Source organism: Clostridium sp. 'deep sea' (assembly GCF_014931565.1).
Classification (GTDB): domain Bacteria; phylum Bacillota; class UBA994; order PWPR01; family PWPR01.
In genome coordinates this window covers 3,401,488-3,423,711 of sequence record NZ_CP063353.1, presented here as the reverse complement: position 1 = coordinate 3,423,711, position 22,224 = coordinate 3,401,488, and the positions used below count along the sequence as shown (strand labels likewise).

31 protein-coding genes are annotated in these 22,224 nt (G+C 28.3%); 3 read left to right on the top strand and 28 right to left on the bottom strand.

The features are described from left to right. Window positions 1–17: 17 nt before the first annotated feature. The 5 genes from IMX26_RS15820 to IMX26_RS15800 all read right to left on the bottom strand — a co-directional run bounded on the left by IMX26_RS15820 (window position 18) and on the right by IMX26_RS15800 (window position 3,213). Entirely contained in the window at window positions 18–464 is a 447-nt protein-coding gene (locus IMX26_RS15820; protein ID WP_195159324.1) for a MarR family transcriptional regulator, read from the bottom strand. A 397-nt stretch (window positions 465–861) separates the two neighbouring features. Continuing rightward, complete coding sequence (locus IMX26_RS15815; RefSeq protein WP_195159323.1) at window positions 862–1,575, bottom strand: hypothetical protein; 714 nt, start codon at window positions 1,573–1,575, stop codon at window positions 862–864. A 67-nt stretch (window positions 1,576–1,642) separates the two neighbouring features. Further along, a complete protein-coding gene (locus IMX26_RS15810) occupies window positions 1,643–2,176 on the bottom strand; it encodes a hypothetical protein (protein ID WP_195159322.1) in 534 nt (177 codons plus the stop codon). After that, window positions 2,169–2,882 carry a permease prefix domain 1-containing protein gene (locus IMX26_RS15805; RefSeq protein WP_195159321.1) on the bottom strand — a complete coding sequence of 238 codons (714 nt, stop codon included), beginning with the start codon at window positions 2,880–2,882 and terminating at the stop codon, window positions 2,169–2,171. Before IMX26_RS15805 ends, IMX26_RS15810 begins: the two co-directional genes overlap by 8 nt. Then, window positions 2,869–3,213, bottom strand: coding sequence for a helix-turn-helix transcriptional regulator (locus tag IMX26_RS15800; protein WP_195159320.1), 345 nt, complete (start codon window positions 3,211–3,213; stop codon window positions 2,869–2,871). The genes IMX26_RS15805 and IMX26_RS15800 overlap by 14 nt, the downstream gene beginning before the upstream one ends. A 326-nt stretch (window positions 3,214–3,539) precedes the next feature. Between IMX26_RS15800 and IMX26_RS15795 the strand changes: the two genes are divergently transcribed. Continuing rightward, on the top strand, window positions 3,540–4,190 hold the full coding sequence (locus tag IMX26_RS15795) for a TVP38/TMEM64 family protein (protein ID WP_195159319.1): 651 nt from the start codon (window positions 3,540–3,542) through the stop codon (window positions 4,188–4,190). Window positions 4,191–4,301: 111 nt separating this feature from the next. Here IMX26_RS15795 and IMX26_RS15790 read toward each other — a convergent pair whose 3' ends face one another. The 15 genes from IMX26_RS15790 to IMX26_RS15720 all read right to left on the bottom strand — a co-directional run bounded on the left by IMX26_RS15790 (window position 4,302) and on the right by IMX26_RS15720 (window position 16,068). Next, window positions 4,302–5,141, bottom strand: a complete 840-nt coding sequence (locus tag IMX26_RS15790; protein WP_195159318.1) for a DegV family protein — start codon at window positions 5,139–5,141, stop codon at window positions 4,302–4,304. A gap of 336 nt (window positions 5,142–5,477) precedes the next feature. Beyond that, on the bottom strand, window positions 5,478–5,921 hold the full coding sequence (locus tag IMX26_RS15785) for a Fur family transcriptional regulator (RefSeq protein WP_195159317.1): 444 nt from the start codon (window positions 5,919–5,921) through the stop codon (window positions 5,478–5,480). Between the two features lie 5 nt (window positions 5,922–5,926). Beyond that, window positions 5,927–6,622, bottom strand: coding sequence for a response regulator transcription factor (locus IMX26_RS15780; RefSeq protein ID WP_195159316.1), 696 nt, complete (start codon window positions 6,620–6,622; stop codon window positions 5,927–5,929). Beyond that, window positions 6,615–7,778, bottom strand: a complete 1,164-nt coding sequence (locus tag IMX26_RS15775) for a HAMP domain-containing sensor histidine kinase (protein WP_195159315.1) — start codon at window positions 7,776–7,778, stop codon at window positions 6,615–6,617. Before IMX26_RS15775 ends, IMX26_RS15780 begins: the two co-directional genes overlap by 8 nt. Before the next feature lie 16 nt (window positions 7,779–7,794). Further along, window positions 7,795–8,463: a hypothetical protein gene (locus IMX26_RS15770; RefSeq protein ID WP_195159314.1), complete on the bottom strand. Its 669-nt coding sequence runs from the start codon at window positions 8,461–8,463 to the stop codon at window positions 7,795–7,797. A gap of 290 nt (window positions 8,464–8,753) precedes the next feature. Continuing rightward, on the bottom strand, window positions 8,754–8,960 hold the full coding sequence (locus IMX26_RS15765; protein ID WP_195159313.1) for a hypothetical protein: 207 nt from the start codon (window positions 8,958–8,960) through the stop codon (window positions 8,754–8,756). Then, window positions 8,936–9,547 carry a hypothetical protein gene (locus IMX26_RS15760; RefSeq protein WP_195159312.1) on the bottom strand — a complete coding sequence of 204 codons (612 nt, stop codon included), beginning with the start codon at window positions 9,545–9,547 and terminating at the stop codon, window positions 8,936–8,938. The genes IMX26_RS15765 and IMX26_RS15760 overlap by 25 nt, the downstream gene beginning before the upstream one ends. Before the next feature lie 36 nt (window positions 9,548–9,583). Next, entirely contained in the window at window positions 9,584–9,919 is a 336-nt protein-coding gene (locus IMX26_RS15755; protein ID WP_195159311.1) for a hypothetical protein, read from the bottom strand. A gap of 166 nt (window positions 9,920–10,085) precedes the next feature. Next, window positions 10,086–11,186 carry a metallophosphoesterase gene (locus IMX26_RS15750; protein WP_195159310.1) on the bottom strand — a complete coding sequence of 367 codons (1,101 nt, stop codon included), beginning with the start codon at window positions 11,184–11,186 and terminating at the stop codon, window positions 10,086–10,088. Between the two features lie 312 nt (window positions 11,187–11,498). Beyond that, the gene (locus IMX26_RS15745; RefSeq protein ID WP_279324908.1) at window positions 11,499–12,752 is read right to left on the bottom strand and encodes an IS4 family transposase; all 1,254 of its coding nucleotides are present in this window, start codon (window positions 12,750–12,752) and stop codon (window positions 11,499–11,501) included. 297 nt (window positions 12,753–13,049) lie between these two features. Then, a complete protein-coding gene (locus IMX26_RS15740; protein WP_347707913.1) occupies window positions 13,050–13,367 on the bottom strand; it encodes a transposase in 318 nt (105 codons plus the stop codon). A gap of 220 nt (window positions 13,368–13,587) precedes the next feature. Beyond that, window positions 13,588–14,118: a hypothetical protein gene (locus IMX26_RS15735; protein WP_195159307.1), complete on the bottom strand. Its 531-nt coding sequence runs from the start codon at window positions 14,116–14,118 to the stop codon at window positions 13,588–13,590. A gap of 170 nt (window positions 14,119–14,288) precedes the next feature. Continuing rightward, a complete protein-coding gene (locus IMX26_RS15730) occupies window positions 14,289–14,702 on the bottom strand; it encodes a VOC family protein (RefSeq protein WP_195159306.1) in 414 nt (137 codons plus the stop codon). A gap of 57 nt (window positions 14,703–14,759) precedes the next feature. Beyond that, entirely contained in the window at window positions 14,760–15,671 is a 912-nt protein-coding gene (locus IMX26_RS15725; RefSeq protein ID WP_347707872.1) for a YafY family protein, read from the bottom strand. Beyond that, the gene (locus IMX26_RS15720; RefSeq protein WP_195159305.1) at window positions 15,658–16,068 is read right to left on the bottom strand and encodes an SdpI family protein; all 411 of its coding nucleotides are present in this window, start codon (window positions 16,066–16,068) and stop codon (window positions 15,658–15,660) included. Before IMX26_RS15720 ends, IMX26_RS15725 begins: the two co-directional genes overlap by 14 nt. A 130-nt stretch (window positions 16,069–16,198) precedes the next feature. On the opposite strand from IMX26_RS15720, the gene IMX26_RS15715 reads away from it, so the two are divergent. Next, entirely contained in the window at window positions 16,199–16,636 is a 438-nt protein-coding gene (locus IMX26_RS15715) for a hypothetical protein (RefSeq protein ID WP_195159304.1), read from the top strand. A gap of 40 nt (window positions 16,637–16,676) precedes the next feature. Here the strand turns inward: IMX26_RS15715 and IMX26_RS15710 are convergent, their stop codons facing one another. The 6 genes from IMX26_RS15710 to IMX26_RS15685 all read right to left on the bottom strand — a co-directional run bounded on the left by IMX26_RS15710 (window position 16,677) and on the right by IMX26_RS15685 (window position 20,452). After that, window positions 16,677–16,886 (bottom strand): hypothetical protein, encoded by a 210-nt coding sequence (locus tag IMX26_RS15710; protein ID WP_195159303.1) that lies wholly within the window; start codon window positions 16,884–16,886, stop codon window positions 16,677–16,679. A gap of 45 nt (window positions 16,887–16,931) precedes the next feature. Then, window positions 16,932–17,282, bottom strand: coding sequence for a RidA family protein (locus tag IMX26_RS15705; RefSeq protein ID WP_195159302.1), 351 nt, complete (start codon window positions 17,280–17,282; stop codon window positions 16,932–16,934). Between the two features lie 128 nt (window positions 17,283–17,410). Further along, on the bottom strand, window positions 17,411–18,118 hold the full coding sequence (locus tag IMX26_RS15700) for a putative ABC transporter permease (protein WP_195159301.1): 708 nt from the start codon (window positions 18,116–18,118) through the stop codon (window positions 17,411–17,413). A 59-nt stretch (window positions 18,119–18,177) separates the two neighbouring features. Further along, entirely contained in the window at window positions 18,178–19,149 is a 972-nt protein-coding gene (locus IMX26_RS15695) for a phosphotransferase (RefSeq protein ID WP_195159300.1), read from the bottom strand. Continuing rightward, entirely contained in the window at window positions 19,150–19,683 is a 534-nt protein-coding gene (locus IMX26_RS15690) for a GNAT family N-acetyltransferase (protein WP_195159299.1), read from the bottom strand. A gap of 94 nt (window positions 19,684–19,777) precedes the next feature. Further along, entirely contained in the window at window positions 19,778–20,452 is a 675-nt protein-coding gene (locus IMX26_RS15685; protein ID WP_195159298.1) for a class I SAM-dependent methyltransferase, read from the bottom strand. Between the two features lie 246 nt (window positions 20,453–20,698). Here IMX26_RS15685 and IMX26_RS15680 point away from each other — a divergent pair, with 246 nt between their 5' ends. Beyond that, window positions 20,699–21,172: a pyridoxamine 5'-phosphate oxidase family protein gene (locus tag IMX26_RS15680; protein ID WP_195159297.1), complete on the top strand. Its 474-nt coding sequence runs from the start codon at window positions 20,699–20,701 to the stop codon at window positions 21,170–21,172. Between the two features lie 6 nt (window positions 21,173–21,178). Here the strand turns inward: IMX26_RS15680 and IMX26_RS15675 are convergent, their stop codons facing one another. Beyond that, on the bottom strand, window positions 21,179–21,604 hold the full coding sequence (locus IMX26_RS15675; RefSeq protein ID WP_195159296.1) for a hypothetical protein: 426 nt from the start codon (window positions 21,602–21,604) through the stop codon (window positions 21,179–21,181). Between the two features lie 103 nt (window positions 21,605–21,707). Continuing rightward, a complete protein-coding gene (locus IMX26_RS15670; protein WP_195159295.1) occupies window positions 21,708–22,103 on the bottom strand; it encodes a hypothetical protein in 396 nt (131 codons plus the stop codon). Window positions 22,104–22,224 lie beyond the last annotated feature (121 nt).

Here is a 22,224-nt window from a genome sequence, read left to right as displayed (position 1 = left end):
AAAAAAAATAGCGATAGCTATATATGTCTATCTGCCATTTTATTTGCCTTTTTTAAAAACGACTGTAAAACAAATAACTCCTGATCTTTTAAGTTATTCAAAAAAGAAAACATTATTTTATCATATTTATTGTGATAATTATCGTGCCCTTTATCTGCTATTTTGCCCTTTGCTGTAAGCTCCACTAAAGTACGAGTATTGTTCTCTTGATCAATAGATTTTTTTACTAATCCTTTCTTTTCTAGTTTTTTAATTGCCTTAGATATGGCACCTTTTGTAACTCCAAACTTTCTAGCTATTTCTGAGATATGAATATTTTTATATAGTCCAATAATACTAATAATATGTATCTCACTACGAAAAATATCTATGTCTGTATCATATTTATTAGGTTTGTTTGAGTTACTAGCAATTTTTTCGGTTAACAAAATATACTCTTCAATAACTTGTTGTACTTTTTCCATATGTATATCGTATACCATGATAACTCTACAAGCAAGTAGTTACACTATTGATAATAATTATCAATAGTGTAACTACCACTAGTGTATACCAGGTATACTTATTTGTCAAGCTGTTATTTTCACTACTAAAAAAAGTTATCTTTAGCTATCATAGTTTATGTGTATCTAAGATTTTAGTTAAATCCATTTTAGTATTATACCTATATCATTATACAACTTACTTTTTAAAATTAAATAAATTAATGTAGTTTTCTATATATATTTCCTCTTTATTTATAGACTTATTTTTGACTTTTGCTATTAAAAACATCGCTATAAATTTCTATATTTATGGAAGCTGTCTCATTCAAATAAATAAAATGACTCCTATTTAGTATAGAAGTCATTTTAATAATAACTAAATATTTTTATTAATTTGCTCAGATTCTTCTTGCTGTTGATCTTTCTTGTTGTTTGTTAATTTTTCAGATATATTTTTCATATTTGATTTTAAAGAATTATTCAAGTACGAAATACTATCTTTAATATCATTTAACTCTTTTTGCAAGCTTTTTGAGTTAACGCCACGCCGTTCATTTTGCTTTTGATGAGATAATAATACTCTTTGTTTGCCTGTGTACTTTCTTTTTAGCACCATTAAATCTTTATTTTTGACAAAGCTTGTCTGTAAATCAACAACATTATTCAAATCAATATTTTTGCCTTTTTTTAATTTAGTTGCCTTATCTGTTTTGGTATTTGTCACAGCTTTTTTATTCTTTTTAAAATTCATATGTTTAATCTGCTTTTTTTGAAATCTAAGTTCAGTAATTTGCTCTTTTAGCTCTTTTAGCTGTTCATCATAAAGCTTAACTTGCTCTTTAATACTTTCAATGTCTTTGCCTTCTTCTAAGGTATTGCTTATTAAGTTATTCTTGCTATCTGTTATTTTTTGTTTCTGCTCTATAAGCGACTCAATCATATCATTTAATCTGCCAACCTGACTTTTAGTAAAGGAGGTCCGCTTGTTTAAATAAGGTTTATTAGTTTTTTGTTTAGTTTGAGTATTTTTGTTAACACTAGTGTTATTAAAAATTGCATTGTTTGCTTTTAGATTAGGATTAATTCTCATTTTTTTCACCAACTTATGACATATTATTCATAATATATATCGGCTTTATATTACTTTTCTTAACCTTTTACTTACTTTTAGCTGTGTATATTACCTCATGATTTGCATTATAGCCTACTACTTTTTTACAAATAATAGAGTCATCTTTGATATTTTCTAATGATAATAAAAATAATCCCTCATAAAAATCATTTATATAGTATTTATCGCCGTTACTAAAAACAATTTCAATTCGTTGAATACTTTTATCATTTATAGCTCCATATAATCTTAAATCCATTCCACTTATACCCCATGTAAAACTGACTGGCTCATTTATATTATTCTCAAAACCAAAAACTCCACTACCAAATCTCCAGAAAAGTCCTTTACGCAAAACGGTATTACATGAGACCCATTTATCGTATTTACAAAGTAAATATTTACCTTTACTAAAATCCACAATTTTAATTATCGTAGATGGACCATAGTGAATACTGCGCTCTGAGCTTTTATGAGCAGCTATAGGACTTAAATATAAGCCACTTCTAAAAAATAAAAACGTTACACAAATGCTAATTAAAATAATATTTCTAATAAGTTTTTTTACTCTACTATTCATTGCTGATACCCCGTTGCAGTGGAATTTCAATTTTGTATTTTCTGTTGAAGTTATTGTAATCAATAATGAGTGACTTAGCGTTGTTAGGAAAATTTCTTACAGTTCGTTTACATCGAGATCTTATGCTACCACCTTTATAACTTGTTCCCGAGTAATAACTATTACCTTTATCGTCTTTAATGGCACCTATATTTTCTGTGCTCCACCCTGTACCCCACAGCCTTGTATCATAACAATCATAAAAGATACTTAAGCTTGCATCTTTTTCATATATAATTTGCGTAAACTTAATAACAGTGTCATCTATTTTCACTTTTTCATTTAGCTTTATGTTATAAACAATATTGTCTTTGTTTATAGAATTAGCAGGATTATCATTGGTTATTAATGCACATATAAGTGTATCACCTATTTCTATTACTGAAAAAAATAAAAACAAAACTAAAACAACACTAGAAATCTTCCAGGCCCACCCAAGTAGGGGATTATGTTGTTTATTAAGCTCTTTTCCAATAAATGTAGCATCTCCCATCTCGTTTAGGGCTAATTTTTCAGCTTCTAAACGTTTATGCCCTAATTCAAGATAAAAATCAATTTTATCTTCAATATGACAGCTAATCTCCTGCTCAATTGCAGGTTTATCAAATGGGAATTTTATTTGTTTTAATACCTGCTGTAGGTATTTATTTTTGTTAGAGTAAAGCATAAGCTTCACCACATATTACTTTATTAACAGACTTGGAGAATAAACCCCACTTTGCTTTTTCAATTGCAAGTTGTTTTTTGCCTGACGATGTAATTTTATAATACTTACGTTTTCTACCGGTTTCACCAGCTTGAAAATAAGACTTCACATAACCCTTATTTTCAAGTTTATGTAATACTGGATATAACGTACCTTCTTTAAACTGAAAAGTGCTCTCTGTACGTATTTCTAACTCTTTTATTATCTCATAACCATATCTATCACTTTCACTGATTAGCGATAATAGTAATAATAAGGTGCTTCCTCCAACTAAACCTTTATCTATTTTCATATTCTCCTCCTTATCTTTATACCTAGATAATCTAGGTAACATTATACATAGATATTCTAGGTATGGCAAGGATTTTTTTATGCTTTATTTTTTAAAGAACTATTTCAATAAATTAAGATATTTACAAAGGAATAGTAATTATATAAAGTAAAATATAACAAAAGGTAAAAAGCTATATGCTATAACAATAGTTTATAGCATTTGTAATAAAAAAAATAACTAATCTTCATAATTTTTTAAGATTTATATTTTATAATTAAGATGAATAACAAAGATTAATAATGCAATACTAAAATTAATATCATTATCCAAAAAGGGGTGAATAAATGCTAGAATTTTTTAATAACTTGGCATCTTTAGAGTTTTGGACTCAAATACTTGAAGCTGTTAAATCATTAGGTATTTTTGCTGGTGCAGGATTAGCGATGATAGAAGCATTTTTTCCACCACTACCTTTAATTGTGTTTGTAACAGTTAATGTTATGGCATTTGGATTTTGGAAAGGCTACTTTTACTCTTGGATTGGCTCATGCTTAGGCTCTATTTTAGTTTTTTTAATTATTAAAAGATTTGGACGCAAAAAATTTCAAAGCAATATCTCCAAAAACAAACGTCTTTATAATATTTTTTCATGGATAAAAGAGAGAGGTTTTGTACTAATATTTATGTTATTAACATTTCCTTTTACTCCCTCAATAGTAGTATGCGGATTGGCTGCTTTAGCTGGAACAAGCACTAAAGAGTATTTGGGAGCTTTATTATTAGGAAAACTAATTATGATATTTTCATTAAGTTTTATTGGTGCGAATATTAAATCATTTTTTACACAGCCTTTAAAATCAGCACTTTTAATAGCTTTAACATTATCAATCTCTTTTATAGGTAAATATATATTACAAAAAATTGAAAAAGAACGCAGCAAAAAGAGGCTAAAAAAGATCGATTGCCAGAGATATCTTAGATGTTGTTTACAATAACCACTATAAAATTTACCCATTATATTATTAATTTGGCTAGTTTAATCCTTACTAAGCTAAAACAAGTTAAACCACAAAGGGTGATACAGCAAATGCTGTATCACCCTTTTTTTACACTTCATAAGCCGCAAAACCAATTAATCCTGGGCCAGTATGAACTCCTAATGCTGGACTTATTTGAGATATGTATGATTCAACTACATTACCAATATCCTTTAGTTTACTGTGCATTTCTTGAGCTTCTTCTAAAGCTCCTCCATGGATTATAGCTATAATATAATTTTTATTGTAAAATTCATCTTTAATCATTTTAGTTAGTTTTTTCTTTGCTCTTGCCCATCCTCTAGTTTTACCAATAGTATGATATACACCGTCATCATTGATGCCTATTATGGGTTTAATACTTAATAGCTCCCCTACAGTTCCTTCTACTTTTCCAATTCTGCCGCCTTTACGAAGGTAACTTAAGGTTCTAACAATGTAGCCACCTTTTAACTTAGCCCTTAAAGCTGTAGCTTGTTTAATAATTTCATCTATACTATGCGTTTCAGCTAATTCAGCAGCTTTTATAACTAAAAAGCCTAAAAACATTCCTAATGTTTTAGAATCCAATACCTTAATAGTTAGTTTATCATAATCTTTTGCCAACATATTAACCATTTTGTATGTTCCACTTAAATTAGATGATAAGGTGATTACTAAAGCTTCTTGATAGCCTTGTTCTGCAAGATTGTCAAAGACTGCTAAGATATCGCCTGCTGTAGGCAAGGAAGTAGTTGGTACTTCTTTTTCTATTACCTCATAAACCTCTTGTGGCTTAATTTCTAAACGATCTCTATATTCTCGATCTTTATATATAATTCTTAAAGGTAAAATACTAATATTATACTGATCTATAATATTATCTGGTAAATCACTTGCTGAGTCAGTAACAATTGCAATCTTTCTCAATTTGTAACCTCCTATAAAGGTCAATTATTTAAAACTAATAACTCATTTAAACACTACTGCACTGATTAACTAAGGTATTGAACTACACTTTTAATTATAGTGTTTAATCTATATTATGTAAATCTATTTTAATAATTATAAGTACAATAATAAATTTAGTTTAGATAAAATCTAATATAAATATTTCTGTGGTTTTATAGTAGAGATTTTTTAGTTAATGATTGTTTGAACAAAACAGTTTATACAATTTATAGCTTTTTTATCTTAATATAAAGTAACTGAGCTAAAAGCAACTTGCTTTTACTCAGTTAAGTCGGGAATATAAGTATTATATAATTATAAAGCTGCTAATTTAGCTCTGCACTGTTTGCAAATTCCATTGATTAAGTTAAACTCAGTTATGCCAAATCCCATTTCTGCTAGTATTTGATTTTTAAAAGCAATGCTAATTGACTGTTCTACTTCAATTATTTGATTACATACTCTACATTTTAAATGAAAATGATCATTGTTTTCTCTAACTACTTCATAACACGAACTATTGTCACCTAAATCAATTTTTTTAATAAAACCTATGTTTTCAAATATTCTAGCTGTTCTGTAAACAGTAGCTATTCCTATGCTATTACTAGAGAGTTTACAATAATGAAAAACATCTGCCAAAGTTAAATGCTTATTTTGATATTTACTAAAAACATTATAGATAATTAAACGTGAATTTGTTATTCTATATCCATATTGATCTAATAATGACTTAAAGTTATGTAAACTAATATCCATAAACTCTACCCCTTACTTTTCTTATTTAGTCTGTATCCTGATCCCCATATAGTTTCAATTATTTTAGGCTCCGAGGGGTTATTTTCTATTTTTTTTCTTACCTTTTGAATATGTACAGGAACTGTGGCAATATCTCCAAACTCATCTCCCCAAATACGGTCAAAAAGAGTCTCTTTATTAAAAACGATATTAGGGTTTGAGGCTAAAAAAACCAGTAAATCAAACTCCTTAGTTGTAAAAGAAATTTCCTTATTGTATAAAAAAACTTGTCTTGATTTTGTGTTAATAGATAATCCGTTTATTTCAATAACAGCTGAATTAGTAACCTCACCTTTAAGCCTTTTATATCTACTTAAATGACTCTTTACTCTCGCAACTAATTCATTAGGGCTAAACGGTTTTGTTAAATAGTCATCAGCGCCAATGCCTAATGCCCTTATTTTATCTATATCACTAGTTTTGGCTGATACAATAATTAAGGGTATTTCTTTTTTTTCGCGAATAGTGCGACAGATTTCAAAGCCATTTATTTCGGGCAACATAATATCAATAATAACCAAATCATAATCAGTATAAAGGGCTCTATTTAAGCCCTCTGTTCCTGTTCTAACAATATCAACCTTAAAGCCATTTAAGTTTAAGTAATCTCTTTCGAGCTCTGAGATATTTATATCATCTTCGATTATTAACACTTTATTCATTTAGGTCACACCCTATTGATTTATTAATTGCCTCACATATTGTAAAATAAATTGTTGTACCATTATTCGTATCACTTTCAGCCCATATTTCACCATTGTGAGCCTTAACTAGTTCCTTAGCTATTGCTAAACCTAAACCCAATCCACCAATATCTTTGCTTCTTGATTCATCAACTCGGTAAAACTGATTAAAAATGTCATTAATTTTTTGAGGATTTACACCAGGGCCATTGTCTTTAATGCCCAGCTTTACCCCTGTATCTATAGACTTTAAACTACAAGTTATTATTACCTGTTGTTTATCAGTATACTTAATAGCATTGTTTATTATATTTAAAATTACTTGCCTTATTCTTTTGCCATCGAGCTCAATTTGTTTATCTACCCCAATTTCATCGCTATAGTCTAAATCAATGTTTTGCTCTTTTAACTCAAGTTCTAACTCTGTAAATAAATCTTCCATAAAGGCTTTTATAGAAGTTTTAGTAAAATTAAAGTCAAGCTTTTGAATATCTAGGGTAGAGAACAAAAACAAATCATTAATTAGTTTATCTGTGTACTGGGCATTTTGATAAATGATATTAATGTACTTATTTAGTTTTTGAGAGCTGTGGGCTACCCCCTCTTGAATTCCTTGTACGTAACCTAGTATAGACGTAATAGGAGTTTTTAAATCATGAGATATAATGGTTATTAAATTTTTTCTGTTTAACTCATATTTTTTTTGTAACTCTTCACTCTCTTTTAGCTTAACACTCATTCTATTAAAGGAGTGTATTAACTGTGCAATTTCATTATCTGGAACTGAATCGTTAACTGTCACCCCATAATTACCAACAGACACTTCTTCTACTGCCTCTTTAAGCTTTTCAATTGGTTCAAGAATATAGGTAGTTAAACGCTTAAAATATAAAAATGAAAATACTTCTTTTAACAAGGAAATAACTAAAATAAATCCTATAACATATATACCTCTTTCAGTGGAAAAAAGCTTAATAATGCTATACAAGATGAGCAAGCTTATAATAATAGATATAGGACGCATTATTTTAATATGTTTTCTATATTTTTCAATATCATTATGACTATGACTATGCCTATAACAGTGGCTTCTATATTTATGTTTAAAGTCATGATTATGATAGTTATTTTTCATAAGCTTGCTCCTTTTTTTAGTTAACTGTTGCTAATGCATTAATGCTTAGTTGTTTATTATCTTTATTGCTCATTATTATAGTAATTTTTAACTCTTTTAAGCTATTCTCCTCACTAATTAATGCATTTATGTTAATAGATTTTAAGTCATTATAATCATTCATAAGATCATGAATTACTTTAAAATGTTTACCTTGTGACTGGTAGTGATTATTACTTTGCTCAGCACAGCTTTCATGACGTGTATACATTTGTGTTAATGTTTCTTTAATCTCTGGCATATTATTTTGATCAATTTCAATTAACAAGTTTTTGCTGTTATTATCATTATTTTCAATCTGCATTAAATCTAAAAGCTTTATAAAGCATAAGATTTTTTTAATACCATGTTTTTTACCAAATTTGTGATGTCTACCTTGGTAATGAAAACCTTCTCTATGTTTGTTAAAGCCCATTTTATAGTGCTGACTATGACTGGCTTTGGCTTGAAAACTAAATTGCATATCATCCTTGTTTACACTTACTTGATGTTCGGTAGTTAAACCCTCTTCATCTTTACTCATGTTGCCTTCAAAGTTTAAAATTGTGTTTTGATCTTCTATAACACTCACATTAAAGTTAGCAGTATTTAAATCGTTCTTTTTTAGTTTACTTACTACATTATATAGAATTGATAATTTACTCATTGTTATACCTCCTTGTTTTGTAATGGTTATTACCAACAAGATTAGTATATTGAAAGAGTTTAAATATTCTTTAAACAAGATTTAAAAATTCTATAAACTTTTTAAAAGTTTAATAATAAGTAGCAAACTCATCCGTTGTAGAGAAGGGGTACATCCTCAATAATTATATAAATTTTAATATATGTGTTGTAGGTATTATTCCTTTATAACTACTACCTATTTTAATTATACTACAGTTCACCTTTGCAGATATAAGCATATATAAAAATAGGCTCACTATATGAGCCTAACTAACAACTATATTTGTTTATAATGTTTACAGTAAACTCATAAAGCCTTTGCCTTACATTAGCTGTTATAAACTGTTTATTGTTATTAACATAAAAATTATAAAGGTCAGCAATAAAATTTAGTTCATTATTATTAAATAAGTTATTACTAAAATCAATAACATCCTGTTTATGAATACTAGTTAATCCTGGGCAATACACACACACCGAATAGCTTCCCAAGCATTTTTTATTTGGCTTATAGCTCCATACTGAGCCTCATAACTTGAAACATTACCTTTTACTCTCTCCGCAGAGTTTTTAATACGCTGTAAGCGAATTGGCACAAAATTCTTAGTGGGTAATTTACTATAATAAGTAGTTATATCCTGCCCATAAATTACTCTATGATGTTTAATACTATCAAAAGCATAGAGCCAAAGTTTGGGGTAACCGCTGGGTATGTTAGTTGAATTCCATTGATGTGGTAGCCTAGTACCAGTTTCTTTAACAGTGTTTAGGCTCTGCCACTGTAAGTCATAAACTAATGGTTTATTTGGAAAATGTCTTTTTGGTAGTGTGTTTTCAACACTCTTGATAGTTTGCTTTACTAATTGCTGAGTTTCTGTTTTTATTTTATTGCAAGAGGTAGTTATAGTAAGGTCGATGTCACTTGAATAATTAATAAAATCACCTCTTATTAAACTACCATCTAGAATAATACTTAATATCTCTTTATGTATTAATACATTTATTTTATCTAGCTCAGCTTTTAGCCTACTTACATTTTCATTTATCTCATTTACTGTAACCATTACATTAGTCCTTTTTTACTTATTAATAAGATATGCCTATAACACTTTTTCGGATTTAGCCTTTTTTAACTCATTGTTGTTAGCAACGAAAGCTATTAATGCTACTATAGCCCAAATAAGCTTGTTAGCTATTTCATCACTGTAATTAAAGAAATCACATATTCCTATTAAAATACTCAAAGCCATTGCAGACATTGCCAAATACTTAGCTACTTTACTATTCACAAAACAATAAATACCTGTAGTAATAAACAAAGCTGCCATAATTAAACTCTCTAAGGCCCAAACTAAATCTACACCCCTTGATGTAAATAAAGTAGCTAAAAACATAAATCCCCAAAATATCGTTAATATGCCCGCAAATTTTTTCATTCGTGTCTCTCCTGTGTTTCTTTTTAAAGTTAAGTATTTTATATATCGATACTTTTTTCCAATGTCATAAAAGCATACACAATAGTATTTAATGGTAGGTTAAGAATAGAATATTATTAAGATTGCCATGCAAACCGACCCCTACCTACAAGAAGTGACTTACCAGCTAATCTATTTGGCTACTCAAAACCCAGCCAAACTCACCATTATGCTTTACTAAAGCACAGTCATCATACACTTCACAAAGCTCTACATAATCACCTATTTTAAGGTTTAAAAAATTGTTAATGAAATTATAGGTATTTAGCTTATATGTATCATTATCCTTGGTGAGAAATGAGTTAAATATTGAAAACAGTTTATTACTATGTAAATGTTTACATAAACTCATAGATTCCCTGTGCTCAATAAGCTCAATCTCTAAATGAGGGTAGTCAACATAAATTGTATCTTCTTTAATAAACTGATGTTCTTGTATTATTTTTTTCTTAGTGAAATTATTAACTTGAACATTATCATAAACTATTACATTATCACGTTTTTCAATAATTAAGGCATTTAACTCTCCAGTGGCTTTGGTACCTAAACCCCCATCAATAAAAATAATATTCTTTTCATCATTAAAATAAGGTTTATTAGATATTTTTTTAGTTCGCATATTACAGGCTGGCCAATGTCCCACAATAATCTTTTTCTCATTCTTTTTACTTTTTTCATTATAAAAATCGTATTTTAAAAATTTGTGTTCATCTTGAGGTAAAGTAAATTCTTTACTGTATCCACCATGCACAAAAATAAAATCATTAAAAATAAGCATCACTGGTAAACTGCTTAAAAACTCTATCATTTCGGAATAATGCTCATTCATAAAATCATACAGCTCATCACTATTATTAAAAGAAAAAACATCTCTTTTATGTTCTTTTAACATAGTATCTACAATTGTTTCATATTGCTGGCTTTTAAGAAAATCATGAAGTTTATAAAATATATCCTTATCTTGTAAGTATCTATGAATCATAAATTCGTGATTACCTTTTAGTATAAAGGTGTTTTGACGATTAGCTATTTTCTTTATTAATTTATAAGATTTAACGCTATCCCCACCGCGGTTAATAAAGTCACCAATTATAATTAAATAATCATCTTCTTGTAACTGAATTTTTTCTAACATTTTTTCCATTAACTCATTATGCCCATGGATATCACTAATAGCAATAATTCTATAGTCTGTATCTTTTTTTATATTTAATAATTGTTGTTTCATTATATCTCCTCTCATATCATTTATAAATTAATTTTTATCTTATTATAGCTTATAATGAGTTATTTAGTGGTTTAAATATACTGTTGTGTATTATTTTTTTGTAATGTTATTTGTACATGTTAACTTACGATGGGGTTTAATCATTACTATTTCCACTTTTGGGAGGGATAACCCCCAATGTCATTAAGTTTGTAAAAAGGTTAGGTAAAGATGCGAAAAGAATAATGAATGATAGTGTCGATTAAATAATTAAAGGTATGCTAATGAGACAGATTTAAAATCTGTCTAAAATATTTTGACCATTTACAATAATTAAGCTATCCTATAAATGAAACTTATAAAAGATTTTTTCTTAACATTACGAGAAAACTTGCGGTCTAAACGTATTGGTTGAACATATCTTTTTATAAGTGTTTCAACATCAGGTGGATTCTCATCTTTCCAAGAGAAAAAGCGCTTGCAAATGTATATAGCTTGAGTAAAATTGATTTGATAATAGTGTTTATTGCTAAGCTTCTGTTTTATTATTGTGTGGAGAGTAATGATAGCACAGAAATTATACATAGTAAGTCTAGCAAAAATTTCTTGGAAGATGGAATCCATCTTTTTAGCATGGAAAGCAGTTAATCCAATAGAATATTTTAGTTCACGAAAAGAAGTTTCAATACCCCAACGCATATGATAAAGCATTTTAATCTTAGACTTGGGAAACTCATCGGTCGGAAGATTGGTAATGAAACTATGATACACATCTTTTTCAATTTGCACTCGAACAACCCTAAAGGAAAAAGGATAGAAGTGACATTTATCTTCATCAAAGTAGCTAAAGCTAGAGGTGTGATGTATATATTTATATAGCTTTGAATTGGCTCTAACTTTTGATAATTTTCTAGTTAGTATTAAATTAAACTCAACGTCAAATTCATCAGAAGATGGTAATTTTAAGCCCTTGAGTATGCCATTACTTGTAGGACCTTTGACTCTGGCAAGGTATTTCCACCCTTTTCTATCCATATGGGCGATATTATTATAACTTTCTAAGCCACGATCAACGATGCATAAGACCCTTTTTATTTGTGAGCGGTCAATCATGCTAATTAAAGCCTTATGCTCATCATATATACCAATAGGTTGTATAATTGCATCTAAATACATCTTATTTTTAAGATCATACATAGTATTAAGATGCAACAAATTATAGCCTCTAGAAGTTACTTTTGTCTGACAATATGTTAAAGGGTTTTTTGGGTTATGATGAATATGCAAATCTGAGCCATCGAAGGCCAATAAACGATATCCATCATAGGTTTTTAAGTTATTGAAAGATTGTGTAAATACATTAAAAATATGTTCCAAAGCTTTTGGTAATACCTTATTACGTTGTTGAACAAAGGCAGAAGAAGTGGGAGTATTAGTGTTAAAGGAATAGTAGTTTAATAACTCTGAATTTAAATTACTTCCCCCCATAGATATTAGCAGGTTTAATACTGTTTCAAAAGAAATCTTTCTTTTACGAGTAAAATCCGATTTAGGATTTCTGACATACTGGTCTTTATTTAGTGACATTCCATTAATAATTGATGTTAGTTTGCTCTTAATAAAACAAGGGTAGTTAGACATAGGGCGCCTCCTTAAAAATATTTCATCTAAAGGGCTGCGCCACATTTTTTGAACTATTTGTCAAGGATTCTTGCAAAAAAAAAGAAGTTTTTATTAAAACCTCTCTCATAATCTATTAGTATTTTAATTTATTTCTTAACTTAATGACATTGGGATAACCCCTCCCTTACTACCATTATGCTTAATTTATTTGATTAATTGGATGTTGTTGTAGTGGAGGGGTTCTCCCTCCTATTTTTATTTTTATTTATAGTATTTATCTAGTTGCCATTTAAGGGGGTTTGTTTTTATGTAACTTACTATTCTTAAAAAATCTTTTTCATTTCTTATAATATGGTCATAAAAACTTCTTTGCCATATTTTAATTATGTTATTATTTCCTTCATTAATAAGCTTGGTAGTTTGATATTTAAAATATCCCATAATATTTGTAATGTTAGTAGTAGGACAGGGGCTTTCCCTGCCATTTTTTTGCTGAATTATTAGGTGTAGATGATTAGGCATAATTACATAATTATGAATAGATATGTTAGAATATTTTTCAGGCAATTCTTTTATTATTTTATCTACAGCTAAGCCATATTTTGTAAGTTTTACTACTGCTGTATGTTTATCTCCATATTTGGAGGGAGTACCTCTCCCCTACTTCCATTGTGATTTTATTTATTTGCTTATTAGATTTTCTTATTTTATATAGTAAACTGATTTATTTTTACTGATTGTTGTAGTGGAGAGGTTCTCCCTCCTATTTTTTACTTTAATTATAATCTCAAGTATTTTTTTAAATTAATTGCTTATTTTTTCTGTACAAAAATACTACAATCCTATCAGCTTTACAGAATAAAACTAAAGCCAAAGCTAACTCTATTAATGTTTTAATTATTACTAATATAGCCTGTTTAATAACAAGTGGATTAAATAAACCTAATTTTCTTATCGTTAATGACATTTGGGAAATGACTTTAATCAATTCTGGTATAGCGTTAACAAATAAAAGTAAACCTGCTGTAGAAATAACAATTACGTGTAATTGTTGGGCAGTTATAATACCATTTTCAACTGTGGTTATATTGTTGCCAATAGCTAAATTACTAATTTTATCAGCATACTTCCATAAAACTATTGCTAAACCTACTATAGCAATAAAGTTAATTAGATAGGTGTTAGTGAGTGGATTGTCTACCACTCCTTGTAAATATTTACTTGCTGTTAATTGGATACTTATAATATTAGATAATATTATAAATGCTTTTACTAATAAGTATAAGCTAATAAATCTTACTGCAATAAAGGTTAAATCCTTATTGTTCATATTTGTTCTCCTCTTCACTATTTATTACTAATTTTACCATCAATACCATACTGTATTATACACTGATATCTTACATTTGAGAAGAATTAAAAAAGATCAGTTTAACATTATGTAAACCGACCTCTTAAATAATAATATTAATTTTTTACTACTGTATTAATTTATTAAAACTATAACTCTGTCATTAACTCCCATCTTACACCAAACTGATCTATTAAGGAGGTTAAACAGCTACTATAAGTTGTTGACCTAATAGGTTGCAATATTGCTGCATTTTCTTTTAATATTTCAAAAGCAGTTTTTACTTCTTCATCGCTATTAAATATTACTATAATTGAAATGTTTTGATTTACTTTTATGGGCTGTAACTCATCAGAAAACATAAATCTATAATCACCTATATACATTTCGGAATGGTATACATAGTTTTTTTGCGCATTAGTTAAAGTACTTGTATCAAAGTCACTTTTATGAGCATCTTTAAAATACAACAGAGTAGCTACTTTGCTATTAAAAGCTTTTTCATATAACTTTAGGGCTTGTTTACACTGTCCATTAAAGTGGATATTAACTGATATTTTCATAATAGTTCTCCTTTTTTTCTTATTTTAATAAACAGAACAAGTAAACAGTATGTCATGTTACTCATATTGCTTTAATATTTTTTTAGCCTCTGCTAGTATTTGCTCCCTTATTTCTAGGGGCTGTAATACCTCAACATTACTACCAAAACCCAATAACCAAGTTATTAAACTACTTTTACTGGTAAAGTACCGCTCAAATAGTAAGCAGTTATCTGGTGTTATAGTAAAGCAATTAATTCCATATTCTTCAACTAAGCGATACTTAACAGCAGAGTTAAACTTAGCTACCAGTTTAATTTCTTTGGTAAAATATTTATTAAAATTAGTATCTTGTTTATTTATCTGTCTTTCACTAAAGCTTATATTTAGTTTTTTTAAATGCCATAAACGATTTAACTTGAACATTCTAAAAGCCTGTTTTTCGGTACAATAGGCAAATACATACCACGCAGACCACTTAAATACTATAAGATATGGTTCTATAACCTTTTTAGTTTCACCCTTGCTGTAATAATAGGTAAATGATACTAGGTTTTTTTCAGCAATAGCTGTTTTTATTAACTCAATTTTAGGTGCCAAGGTAGCTTTATAGTAAGAAGAAAGGTCTATAAGTATGTTCTCATTAATTGAATATATTTTACTATTTGGTTGTATCTTTTCTATAAGACGTTCATATTGAGAGCTTACACTCACACTGTTTAAACCCTTTAAGGCAATAAAAATATCCTGAACATCTTGTTTGGTAAATATGGTTTTATCTATTTTATAACCCTCTGCTATTGAGATACCTCCATCATAGCCTTGACTTGTTGCTATTGGCAGGCCTGCTTTACACAAATCTAAAATATCTCTATTAATTGTTCTGCGCGAAACCTCAAATTTATTTGCTAAGTAAGGGGCAGTTACCTTGTTATTTTGTAAAAGTATTGTTAGTATTCCTAATAAACGATATATTTTAATGGTAATCACTGCTCCTTGGTTTTTCTTTTAAGGTAATTTCACAATATATAAAACAGCCTATCATTTGCATAAATAATAATGCCATAGTTTCTATTAAAATGGTATTAGCTGATAATAAATTTTGATTATATAGAATGAAACTAATTATAGTTATAGGTAACATTACAATTGCAGATTTAATAAGATAACTAGCAAATAACTGCTGAGCTATATCCCAATTTTTTTTATTTTTTGTGGAGCTTGCTGTTTTATATCCACCATAAGATTTATTTACTACCCCAATATTAGTATAATTATTGGCTGTATATTTGGGAGGTTTATACTTGAATAATAATCCAGTAGCAAGATAAAATAATGGAAAGATAAGATATAAAATATGTAAAAAATTATATTTAATGAAAGCCATAAAAAACACCTCAATTAATTTATTTTACCACATATATTTTTTTTCAAACATGTTGTGTTGCAAATTAAGCAAAGGTGAAGTATTCTTATATAACGCAAGGATAATAATATAAACACAGAGGTTGAGCAAAATGAAAGTAATAGCAACTAAATCTACTAAAGTTAAAAAAGATCTTAAAAAAATAGTTTTTCTTTCTATGATTCTTTCTTTAGTTTTGTTTTACATAGTTTTAACCACCAAGCTAAATATACTTATAGTACTAGCTACTATCATTTCTTTTTATTTTTTTATTACCAGAACTATAGCACTTAGTAAACAAATTAAAAGACCCGAAAATCTTATCACTAAAAAGGGTAATGTGTTAAATGTTAATGTAACACCTAAGTTCAATTTAGAGATTCTTATTTCGGATGTTAAAGGCATTAACGGCAAAAGTTATAGTAGAAGAAAACAATTTAGTGGCTTTGGTTATGTAATTATTGAAACTCAAAATGTTAATTATAAGATTGGAATAATTGATGATTACCAAGTGGTAGTTAAAAGGCTACAAGGATTTACTAATAAGTAAACAGAGGCTGTTATCAAATGATAACAGCCTCTATTAATACCTATAAACCATATTTAAATGTTAGTATGGTACAAATTACACCTAATATAAAAAATCCTATGCCAATTTGTCTTATATGCTTTAAATACAAACCATCAGCCACCTCTAACTTATTATCTGGTTTAAAACGCTTTGTAAATTCATAAAACTTTGGTGGCGATATAGCCATAAAAAGCCCTAATGGAACAAATAAAATATCTAATATAAACATAACAAACCCACACTAAAGTAAAGGTAATTCACTTACATACACCTTTTATTTTACAGCAGCTACTATTGAAATCTCAAACAAAATTACAGGTCTTGCCATTGCTGCCTCTACACAGGCTCTAGCTGGCTCGTGTCCATCTTCTACCCAGGCATCCCAAACTTCATTCATATCTTTAAACATTGCCATGTCTTTAATATATAAAGTAGCAGATAAAATGTGTTTTTTATCTGAGCCATATTTGATTAATAAGTCTTCAACCTTTTGTAGCGTACACTTTGTTTGCTCTTTAATATCTTTATCTGCATCACCACAGGTTTGTCCACATAAGTAAACAGTATTATTATAAACAACAGCTCTACTCATTCTGCCAGTGCCTTCATATCTTTTTATTTCCATTATTAACTCCTTATATAGCTTTATTCTTGTTATAGATTATATCATGTTATTATTACATTAGTAATTATAAACTTAAATCATTTTAATGTTAAATTTAAAATAAGTCATTTTGATAAACTTTTACAGTATTATTTGTGAAAATTATTTACCCTAATTCTAATCTTTTCGGCATGCTCTTTTACAGACTGTTTAAGATTAAACTCTCCACTAAAGGGAAATAAAAAACTACCTCGGTGTTTAAATCTCTCTCTTATCTCTAGCTTAAGTTTTTCATATTCTATTATTACCCTAAACTCATCTACTTGATCAGCTAAATAATGTAACTTTTTAAGAACATTAAATGCTTGAATAAAATCAAAAAAGATAATGCCTAATACAAAACCAACAAATAATGAAAACTCTAAGTTTTCATATAAAAATTGTATTTTCTCATAAAAATAAGGATACAACAGGTAGTAAAAAATGAGTGATAAAATTAGCCAAAACAAGGAATAGAGTGGAGATATTAAACCTTGAATATTAAATTTAAGTTTACGATAGTCCCATAGTCTTGTATGATAAACTCGTAAAAAAAACAAGCCAGTTAAATACTCTAATGATGTTGTTACTATAGCAAAAAGAATTACTTTAACATAAAAAAGAATATGCATGTCACTAATAATATACAGCACACAAAGAGCAGATCCATATAGCGGTAAATAAGGTCCAGATAAAAACCCTGGGTTTATCCATTTTTTAGCTAAGCCAAAATATCGTCGATAAACAACCTCAAGACACCAGCCTAATATTGAACCAGAAATAAAAACAAATAAATATTTTAATATAAATTTAATCATCTTTAAGCACCTCTATTAGTTATTAAACAAATGGGGTCAGGCTTTAAAATTTAATAACTTTACTGCCAAAATGGTTTTCCACTATATAAAAAGCTCTCATTATTAATAAAGCTTAATATTTCTCTATGAGTAAGCTTATTAATATAGTTTGCTAACCAATCTTTAGTATCATCAACCTCTAAAAAGAAATTTAAGGATTCTAATATAGCTGCAACAAAAAAGGCTTCAGTTAATTCTACATAGTTAGCTGTTAGCTTGCAAATATTATTATAAGCCTCAAATACATACTTTCGTAGTGATAATGGAGTATAACCAAATAACGAAGCAATATCTCTTAAGTAAAATCCATAACCACATGCTCCAAAGTCTATGAGACTAACATTATCTCCCTTAAAAATAATATTTGGGTAGCCTATGTCTGCATGTATTAGTCCCCACATTTTTTCACTTTTATCAATATTTTGATAGAGGTTTAGTATTTTTAAACCAGCTTTTTTTAGTGTTTCGATATGATATTTGCTTAGACCATACTCATAGGCCTTACTTAACTTTGCCAATGCTGATTCTATATAGCTAGCATCATAACTTGGTCTTTTAAAGCTCTTAGTAGTTTCAAATTGAGTAGATTTTTGATGTATTTTTGCTATCATATCACCCAGTAATAAAGCATCTTGTTTTGATTGAACATAGGGTTTATGCTCACCCTCAAGCCAGCTTAATAGAGTACAATTTACGTTATATATAGTAGTCACAAATTCATTATTTTTATTGGTATAAGGTTTTTGCACATTTGCTTGGGAGTGTTTGTTTAAATGGTTTAGCCATAACATTTCTGAATTAATAGCCTGCTTGTTAGTCCACTTTTCATCAAGGGCATTATTCTTTGATATGTTTAGTCTTAAACAGTATTCTTTATTGTTGTTATCTGTAACTTTATATATTACATTGCCACTTTGGGCAATAAACTGGTAGTTAGTTGCAGTTATAGTGTAAGACTTTATAGCTTCTTTTGCTATATTTAAATTTTTCATTTATATGTCCTTTACTTCTTCTTTAAGTATTGAATATATTATTTGATTGTACCATGTATGATTTAGGTATAGGGTTTTTCTAAATAACCCCTCTTTTTGCATACCAATCTTAAGCATAACTTTTTCTGAACCTTTATTACCTTCATGACACTTCGCAATTATTCTACGTGCATTTCTGTGTTTTACTGCAAAATGCAATAGTCTAAGAGCCGCTTCGGATGCATATCCATTACCCCAATATTCTGGATCAAAAGCCCAGCCCATTTCCCATTCGAGTATTGCTTCTCTACTAGTTTTTAAAGTCACTTTACCAATGTTTATATCATTTTTTTTAACAATAAAATAATATTTTCTATTGTTAAAATATTCTGCTGAATTAAGATAATTGGTATATTTAATTTTTATTTTATTTGCTGTTGGTATAATATCTTGCTCGTATTTTTGTACTAATGGGTTTTGTTCTAGTTTTTGTAGAAACTCAATGTCTTGTAACTGCAAGCTTTTTAAACCAAGTCTTTTACTAAGTAACTTCACTTTATCTCCTCAAAAACAGGACTATAGCCTGTTCTTTATTATTTTTAACTCAACCATACAAATTGTAAATCATATTTGCTTTTACTTTGCTGTTTTACTTATGAATAATTAAAAACAAACTAGACTCATCAACCTCTTTTAACTCGTATTTACAACCAGTGGCTTCTCCCATTTTCTGCAAATCAACTAGGTTATGGGTAGTAGCTTTAAAGCCATCTTTGCAAACTATTACACCATTTTTAGTTTTTTGCATATCAAGTTCTCCTAATAAACCTTTATCTGCCTGCTCTTTAAACCAAGCAACCCTGTGATTCCAAAATTTATCACTATAGGTACTAAAAAAAACTGATCCTCCATCTTCAACTAAAGTTAAAATGTTTTTAATTGACTGTGCACTAGTTATTTTCATAGCAGATAATCCATTTTGCAAACACAAAACAACATCAAACTTTTGCTGAAAAGTTAAATTATGTACATCCATTTGGAGCATTTTAGCATTCTCTATATCTGCTAGACTCTCGTTACCCAAAGCTACACTATCATAAGAAATATCAATTCCAATAATGTTTTTACAACTATCTGCTAATTGTTTTACTATACGACCATAACCTGCACCTAACTCTAACACTGAATGCTGTTTTGTTAGATGATTTTTCACGAACTCTATTTCTGCGTTTAAATACTGTTTAACTCGTGGTAAGTTGGTTTCGTAAGCCTTAAACAAACCCTGTGAGTTAAGTTTTTCGGCATAATAATTATCTTGTTTCATTTGGTAACCCCCTAGTCTTTATCATATGTTTATTAGTTTAAGTATATCATAAGGCATTATGATAGCTATGTCTTTACTACTAAAATTGCACTACTAAAAGTTAATAATTAAATTACCTAATACAAACACTTTTACAACTGTTAACTATATTAATATATTATCTTGATACTTTTAAACAAGTACTATAACATTAGATATAAGAAGTTAAAAATTAAATACTTCAAAAATAATAATGAGGTGACAATAATGAGAAGAACAGATAGACAGGTTAATAATATTGGTGAAATTTTAGATATTATAAATAATTGTAAGGTATGTAGAATTGCAATTAATGATGTAAAAGCCCCCTATATTGTTCCTTTAAACTTTGGTTATAGCTATGAAAACAATGAACTAACATTGTACTTTCATTGTGCAAAGCAGGGTAAAAAAATTGATTTAATTAAAGCCTGTAGCAATGTAAGCTTTGAAATGGATTGTAATCATCAGCTTATAAAAGCAGCAGAAGCCTGTAAATATGGTTATGCTTATGCCAGTGTTATTGGTTATGGTTCTATACAGTTTGTAGACAACTATGAGCAAAAAGTTGCTGGTTTAAACGCCATAATGAAACAACATACTGGTAAGAACTTTGAGTTTAATATAAAAGCAGTAAATAACATTCATGTACTTAAACTTGTAGTTAGTGATTTTACTGCCAAAAGCAAAAAAATAAATTAATAATAACTATCTTACAAATTTAGTTCTTAAGTGATATAACTTTTTTATGCATTTTTTAAAGACTATTTTTATATTTTTTTTGACAAATTTAATTACAAATAATACACAAATAAATTGGATTACTGAGTTTATTACTAAAAAAGCAATCCCAGAATTTCTTAAGTTTGAATAGCCCAATGACTTTACTACTAAAAATGCCAAAACATTATAAACACTAAATCCAGATATAAAGCCAAATACTATTCTGTATTTAAAATTATACTTTAAGGTAATTAACCAAATAACATCAAATGCAAATATAGTCCATAAAACTGCCCAAACAGGAGTAGCAAGTAATACAGCATGAAAAAAGATCATACTGCTAAACATCATAAAGGCATTAAAAGCAACTAAATCTACTAAACATATAACTGCGATTATTATTCTTTTCATATTATGTATATATCCTTAATATTTTGTAAATGGAGCAGTTCAGAAATACTCTATTTTACGACTTATAACCTTTACCATTTGTATTGTAAAGAAGGGTTAATTATTAACCCCATATCCTTGCTCTTTTTTTAAGCTTTTTAACTTTAGATTTAAGAAACATTACTATATAAACTATTAATATAATTTGAATGATATTATAAACAATAAGTTTTGTTGTTTTATTTGATGTTAAGTTACCTAAAGAAGATAATAACGATAAATTTGCTATTAAATTATAAACACTAAATCCCGAAATAAAACTAAAAATTATTCTATGTTTTAGGTTATACTTAAGAGTAATTAACCAAAGTACATCAAAAGCAAATATTGTCCATAATACTGCCCAAATTGGGGCTCCAAGTACTACCCCAGGTATTAAAAGAACAGTACAATAAAGCATAAATGCACAGATTGATATAAACTCTATTAAACATAATACTGCAATTGCAATCCTTTTCATTAGTTGTCCTCTCATGGTCATTACATGCTACCTTTATAATGTATAATTAATTTTTGAAATATCTTTATTTAAGTCAAAAACATTTTAACATATTTTGCTATTGCTTACTATTTTATTTTGC

Bases quoted from the DNA above. Each gene is read 5' to 3' on its own strand.
- IMX26_RS15820 (WP_195159324.1), bottom strand. From the start codon at position 464: ATGGAAAAAGTACAACAAGTTATTGAAGAGTATATTTTGTTAACCGAA.
- IMX26_RS15815 (WP_195159323.1), bottom strand. From the start codon at position 1,575: ATGAGAATTAATCCTAATCTAAAAGCAAACAATGCAATTTTTAATAAC.
- IMX26_RS15810 (WP_195159322.1), bottom strand. From the start codon at position 2,176: ATGAATAGTAGAGTAAAAAAACTTATTAGAAATATTATTTTAATTAGC.
- IMX26_RS15805 (WP_195159321.1), bottom strand. From the start codon at position 2,882: ATGCTTTACTCTAACAAAAATAAATACCTACAGCAGGTATTAAAACAA.
- IMX26_RS15800 (WP_195159320.1), bottom strand. From the start codon at position 3,213: ATGAAAATAGATAAAGGTTTAGTTGGAGGAAGCACCTTATTATTACTA.
- IMX26_RS15795 (WP_195159319.1), top strand. From the start codon at position 3,540: ATGCTAGAATTTTTTAATAACTTGGCATCTTTAGAGTTTTGGACTCAA.
- IMX26_RS15785 (WP_195159317.1), bottom strand. From the start codon at position 5,921: ATGGATATTAGTTTACATAACTTTAAGTCATTATTAGATCAATATGGA.
- IMX26_RS15780 (WP_195159316.1), bottom strand. From the start codon at position 6,622: ATGAATAAAGTGTTAATAATCGAAGATGATATAAATATCTCAGAGCTC.
- IMX26_RS15775 (WP_195159315.1), bottom strand. From the start codon at position 7,778: ATGAAAAATAACTATCATAATCATGACTTTAAACATAAATATAGAAGC.
- IMX26_RS15770 (WP_195159314.1), bottom strand. From the start codon at position 8,463: ATGAGTAAATTATCAATTCTATATAATGTAGTAAGTAAACTAAAAAAG.
- IMX26_RS15760 (WP_195159312.1), bottom strand. From the start codon at position 9,547: ATGGTTACAGTAAATGAGATAAATGAAAATGTAAGTAGGCTAAAAGCT.
- IMX26_RS15755 (WP_195159311.1), bottom strand. From the start codon at position 9,919: ATGAAAAAATTTGCGGGCATATTAACGATATTTTGGGGATTTATGTTT.
- IMX26_RS15750 (WP_195159310.1), bottom strand. From the start codon at position 11,186: ATGAAACAACAATTATTAAATATAAAAAAAGATACAGACTATAGAATT.
- IMX26_RS15745 (WP_279324908.1), bottom strand. From the start codon at position 12,752: ATGTCACTAAATAAAGACCAGTATGTCAGAAATCCTAAATCGGATTTT.
- IMX26_RS15735 (WP_195159307.1), bottom strand. From the start codon at position 14,118: ATGAACAATAAGGATTTAACCTTTATTGCAGTAAGATTTATTAGCTTA.
- IMX26_RS15730 (WP_195159306.1), bottom strand. From the start codon at position 14,702: ATGAAAATATCAGTTAATATCCACTTTAATGGACAGTGTAAACAAGCC.
- IMX26_RS15720 (WP_195159305.1), bottom strand. From the start codon at position 16,068: ATGGCTTTCATTAAATATAATTTTTTACATATTTTATATCTTATCTTT.
- IMX26_RS15715 (WP_195159304.1), top strand. From the start codon at position 16,199: ATGAAAGTAATAGCAACTAAATCTACTAAAGTTAAAAAAGATCTTAAA.
- IMX26_RS15710 (WP_195159303.1), bottom strand. From the start codon at position 16,886: ATGTTTATATTAGATATTTTATTTGTTCCATTAGGGCTTTTTATGGCT.
- IMX26_RS15705 (WP_195159302.1), bottom strand. From the start codon at position 17,282: ATGGAAATAAAAAGATATGAAGGCACTGGCAGAATGAGTAGAGCTGTT.
- IMX26_RS15700 (WP_195159301.1), bottom strand. From the start codon at position 18,118: ATGATTAAATTTATATTAAAATATTTATTTGTTTTTATTTCTGGTTCA.
- IMX26_RS15695 (WP_195159300.1), bottom strand. From the start codon at position 19,149: ATGAAAAATTTAAATATAGCAAAAGAAGCTATAAAGTCTTACACTATA.
- IMX26_RS15685 (WP_195159298.1), bottom strand. From the start codon at position 20,452: ATGAAACAAGATAATTATTATGCCGAAAAACTTAACTCACAGGGTTTG.
- IMX26_RS15680 (WP_195159297.1), top strand. From the start codon at position 20,699: ATGAGAAGAACAGATAGACAGGTTAATAATATTGGTGAAATTTTAGAT.
- IMX26_RS15675 (WP_195159296.1), bottom strand. From the start codon at position 21,604: ATGAAAAGAATAATAATCGCAGTTATATGTTTAGTAGATTTAGTTGCT.
- IMX26_RS15670 (WP_195159295.1), bottom strand. From the start codon at position 22,103: ATGAAAAGGATTGCAATTGCAGTATTATGTTTAATAGAGTTTATATCA.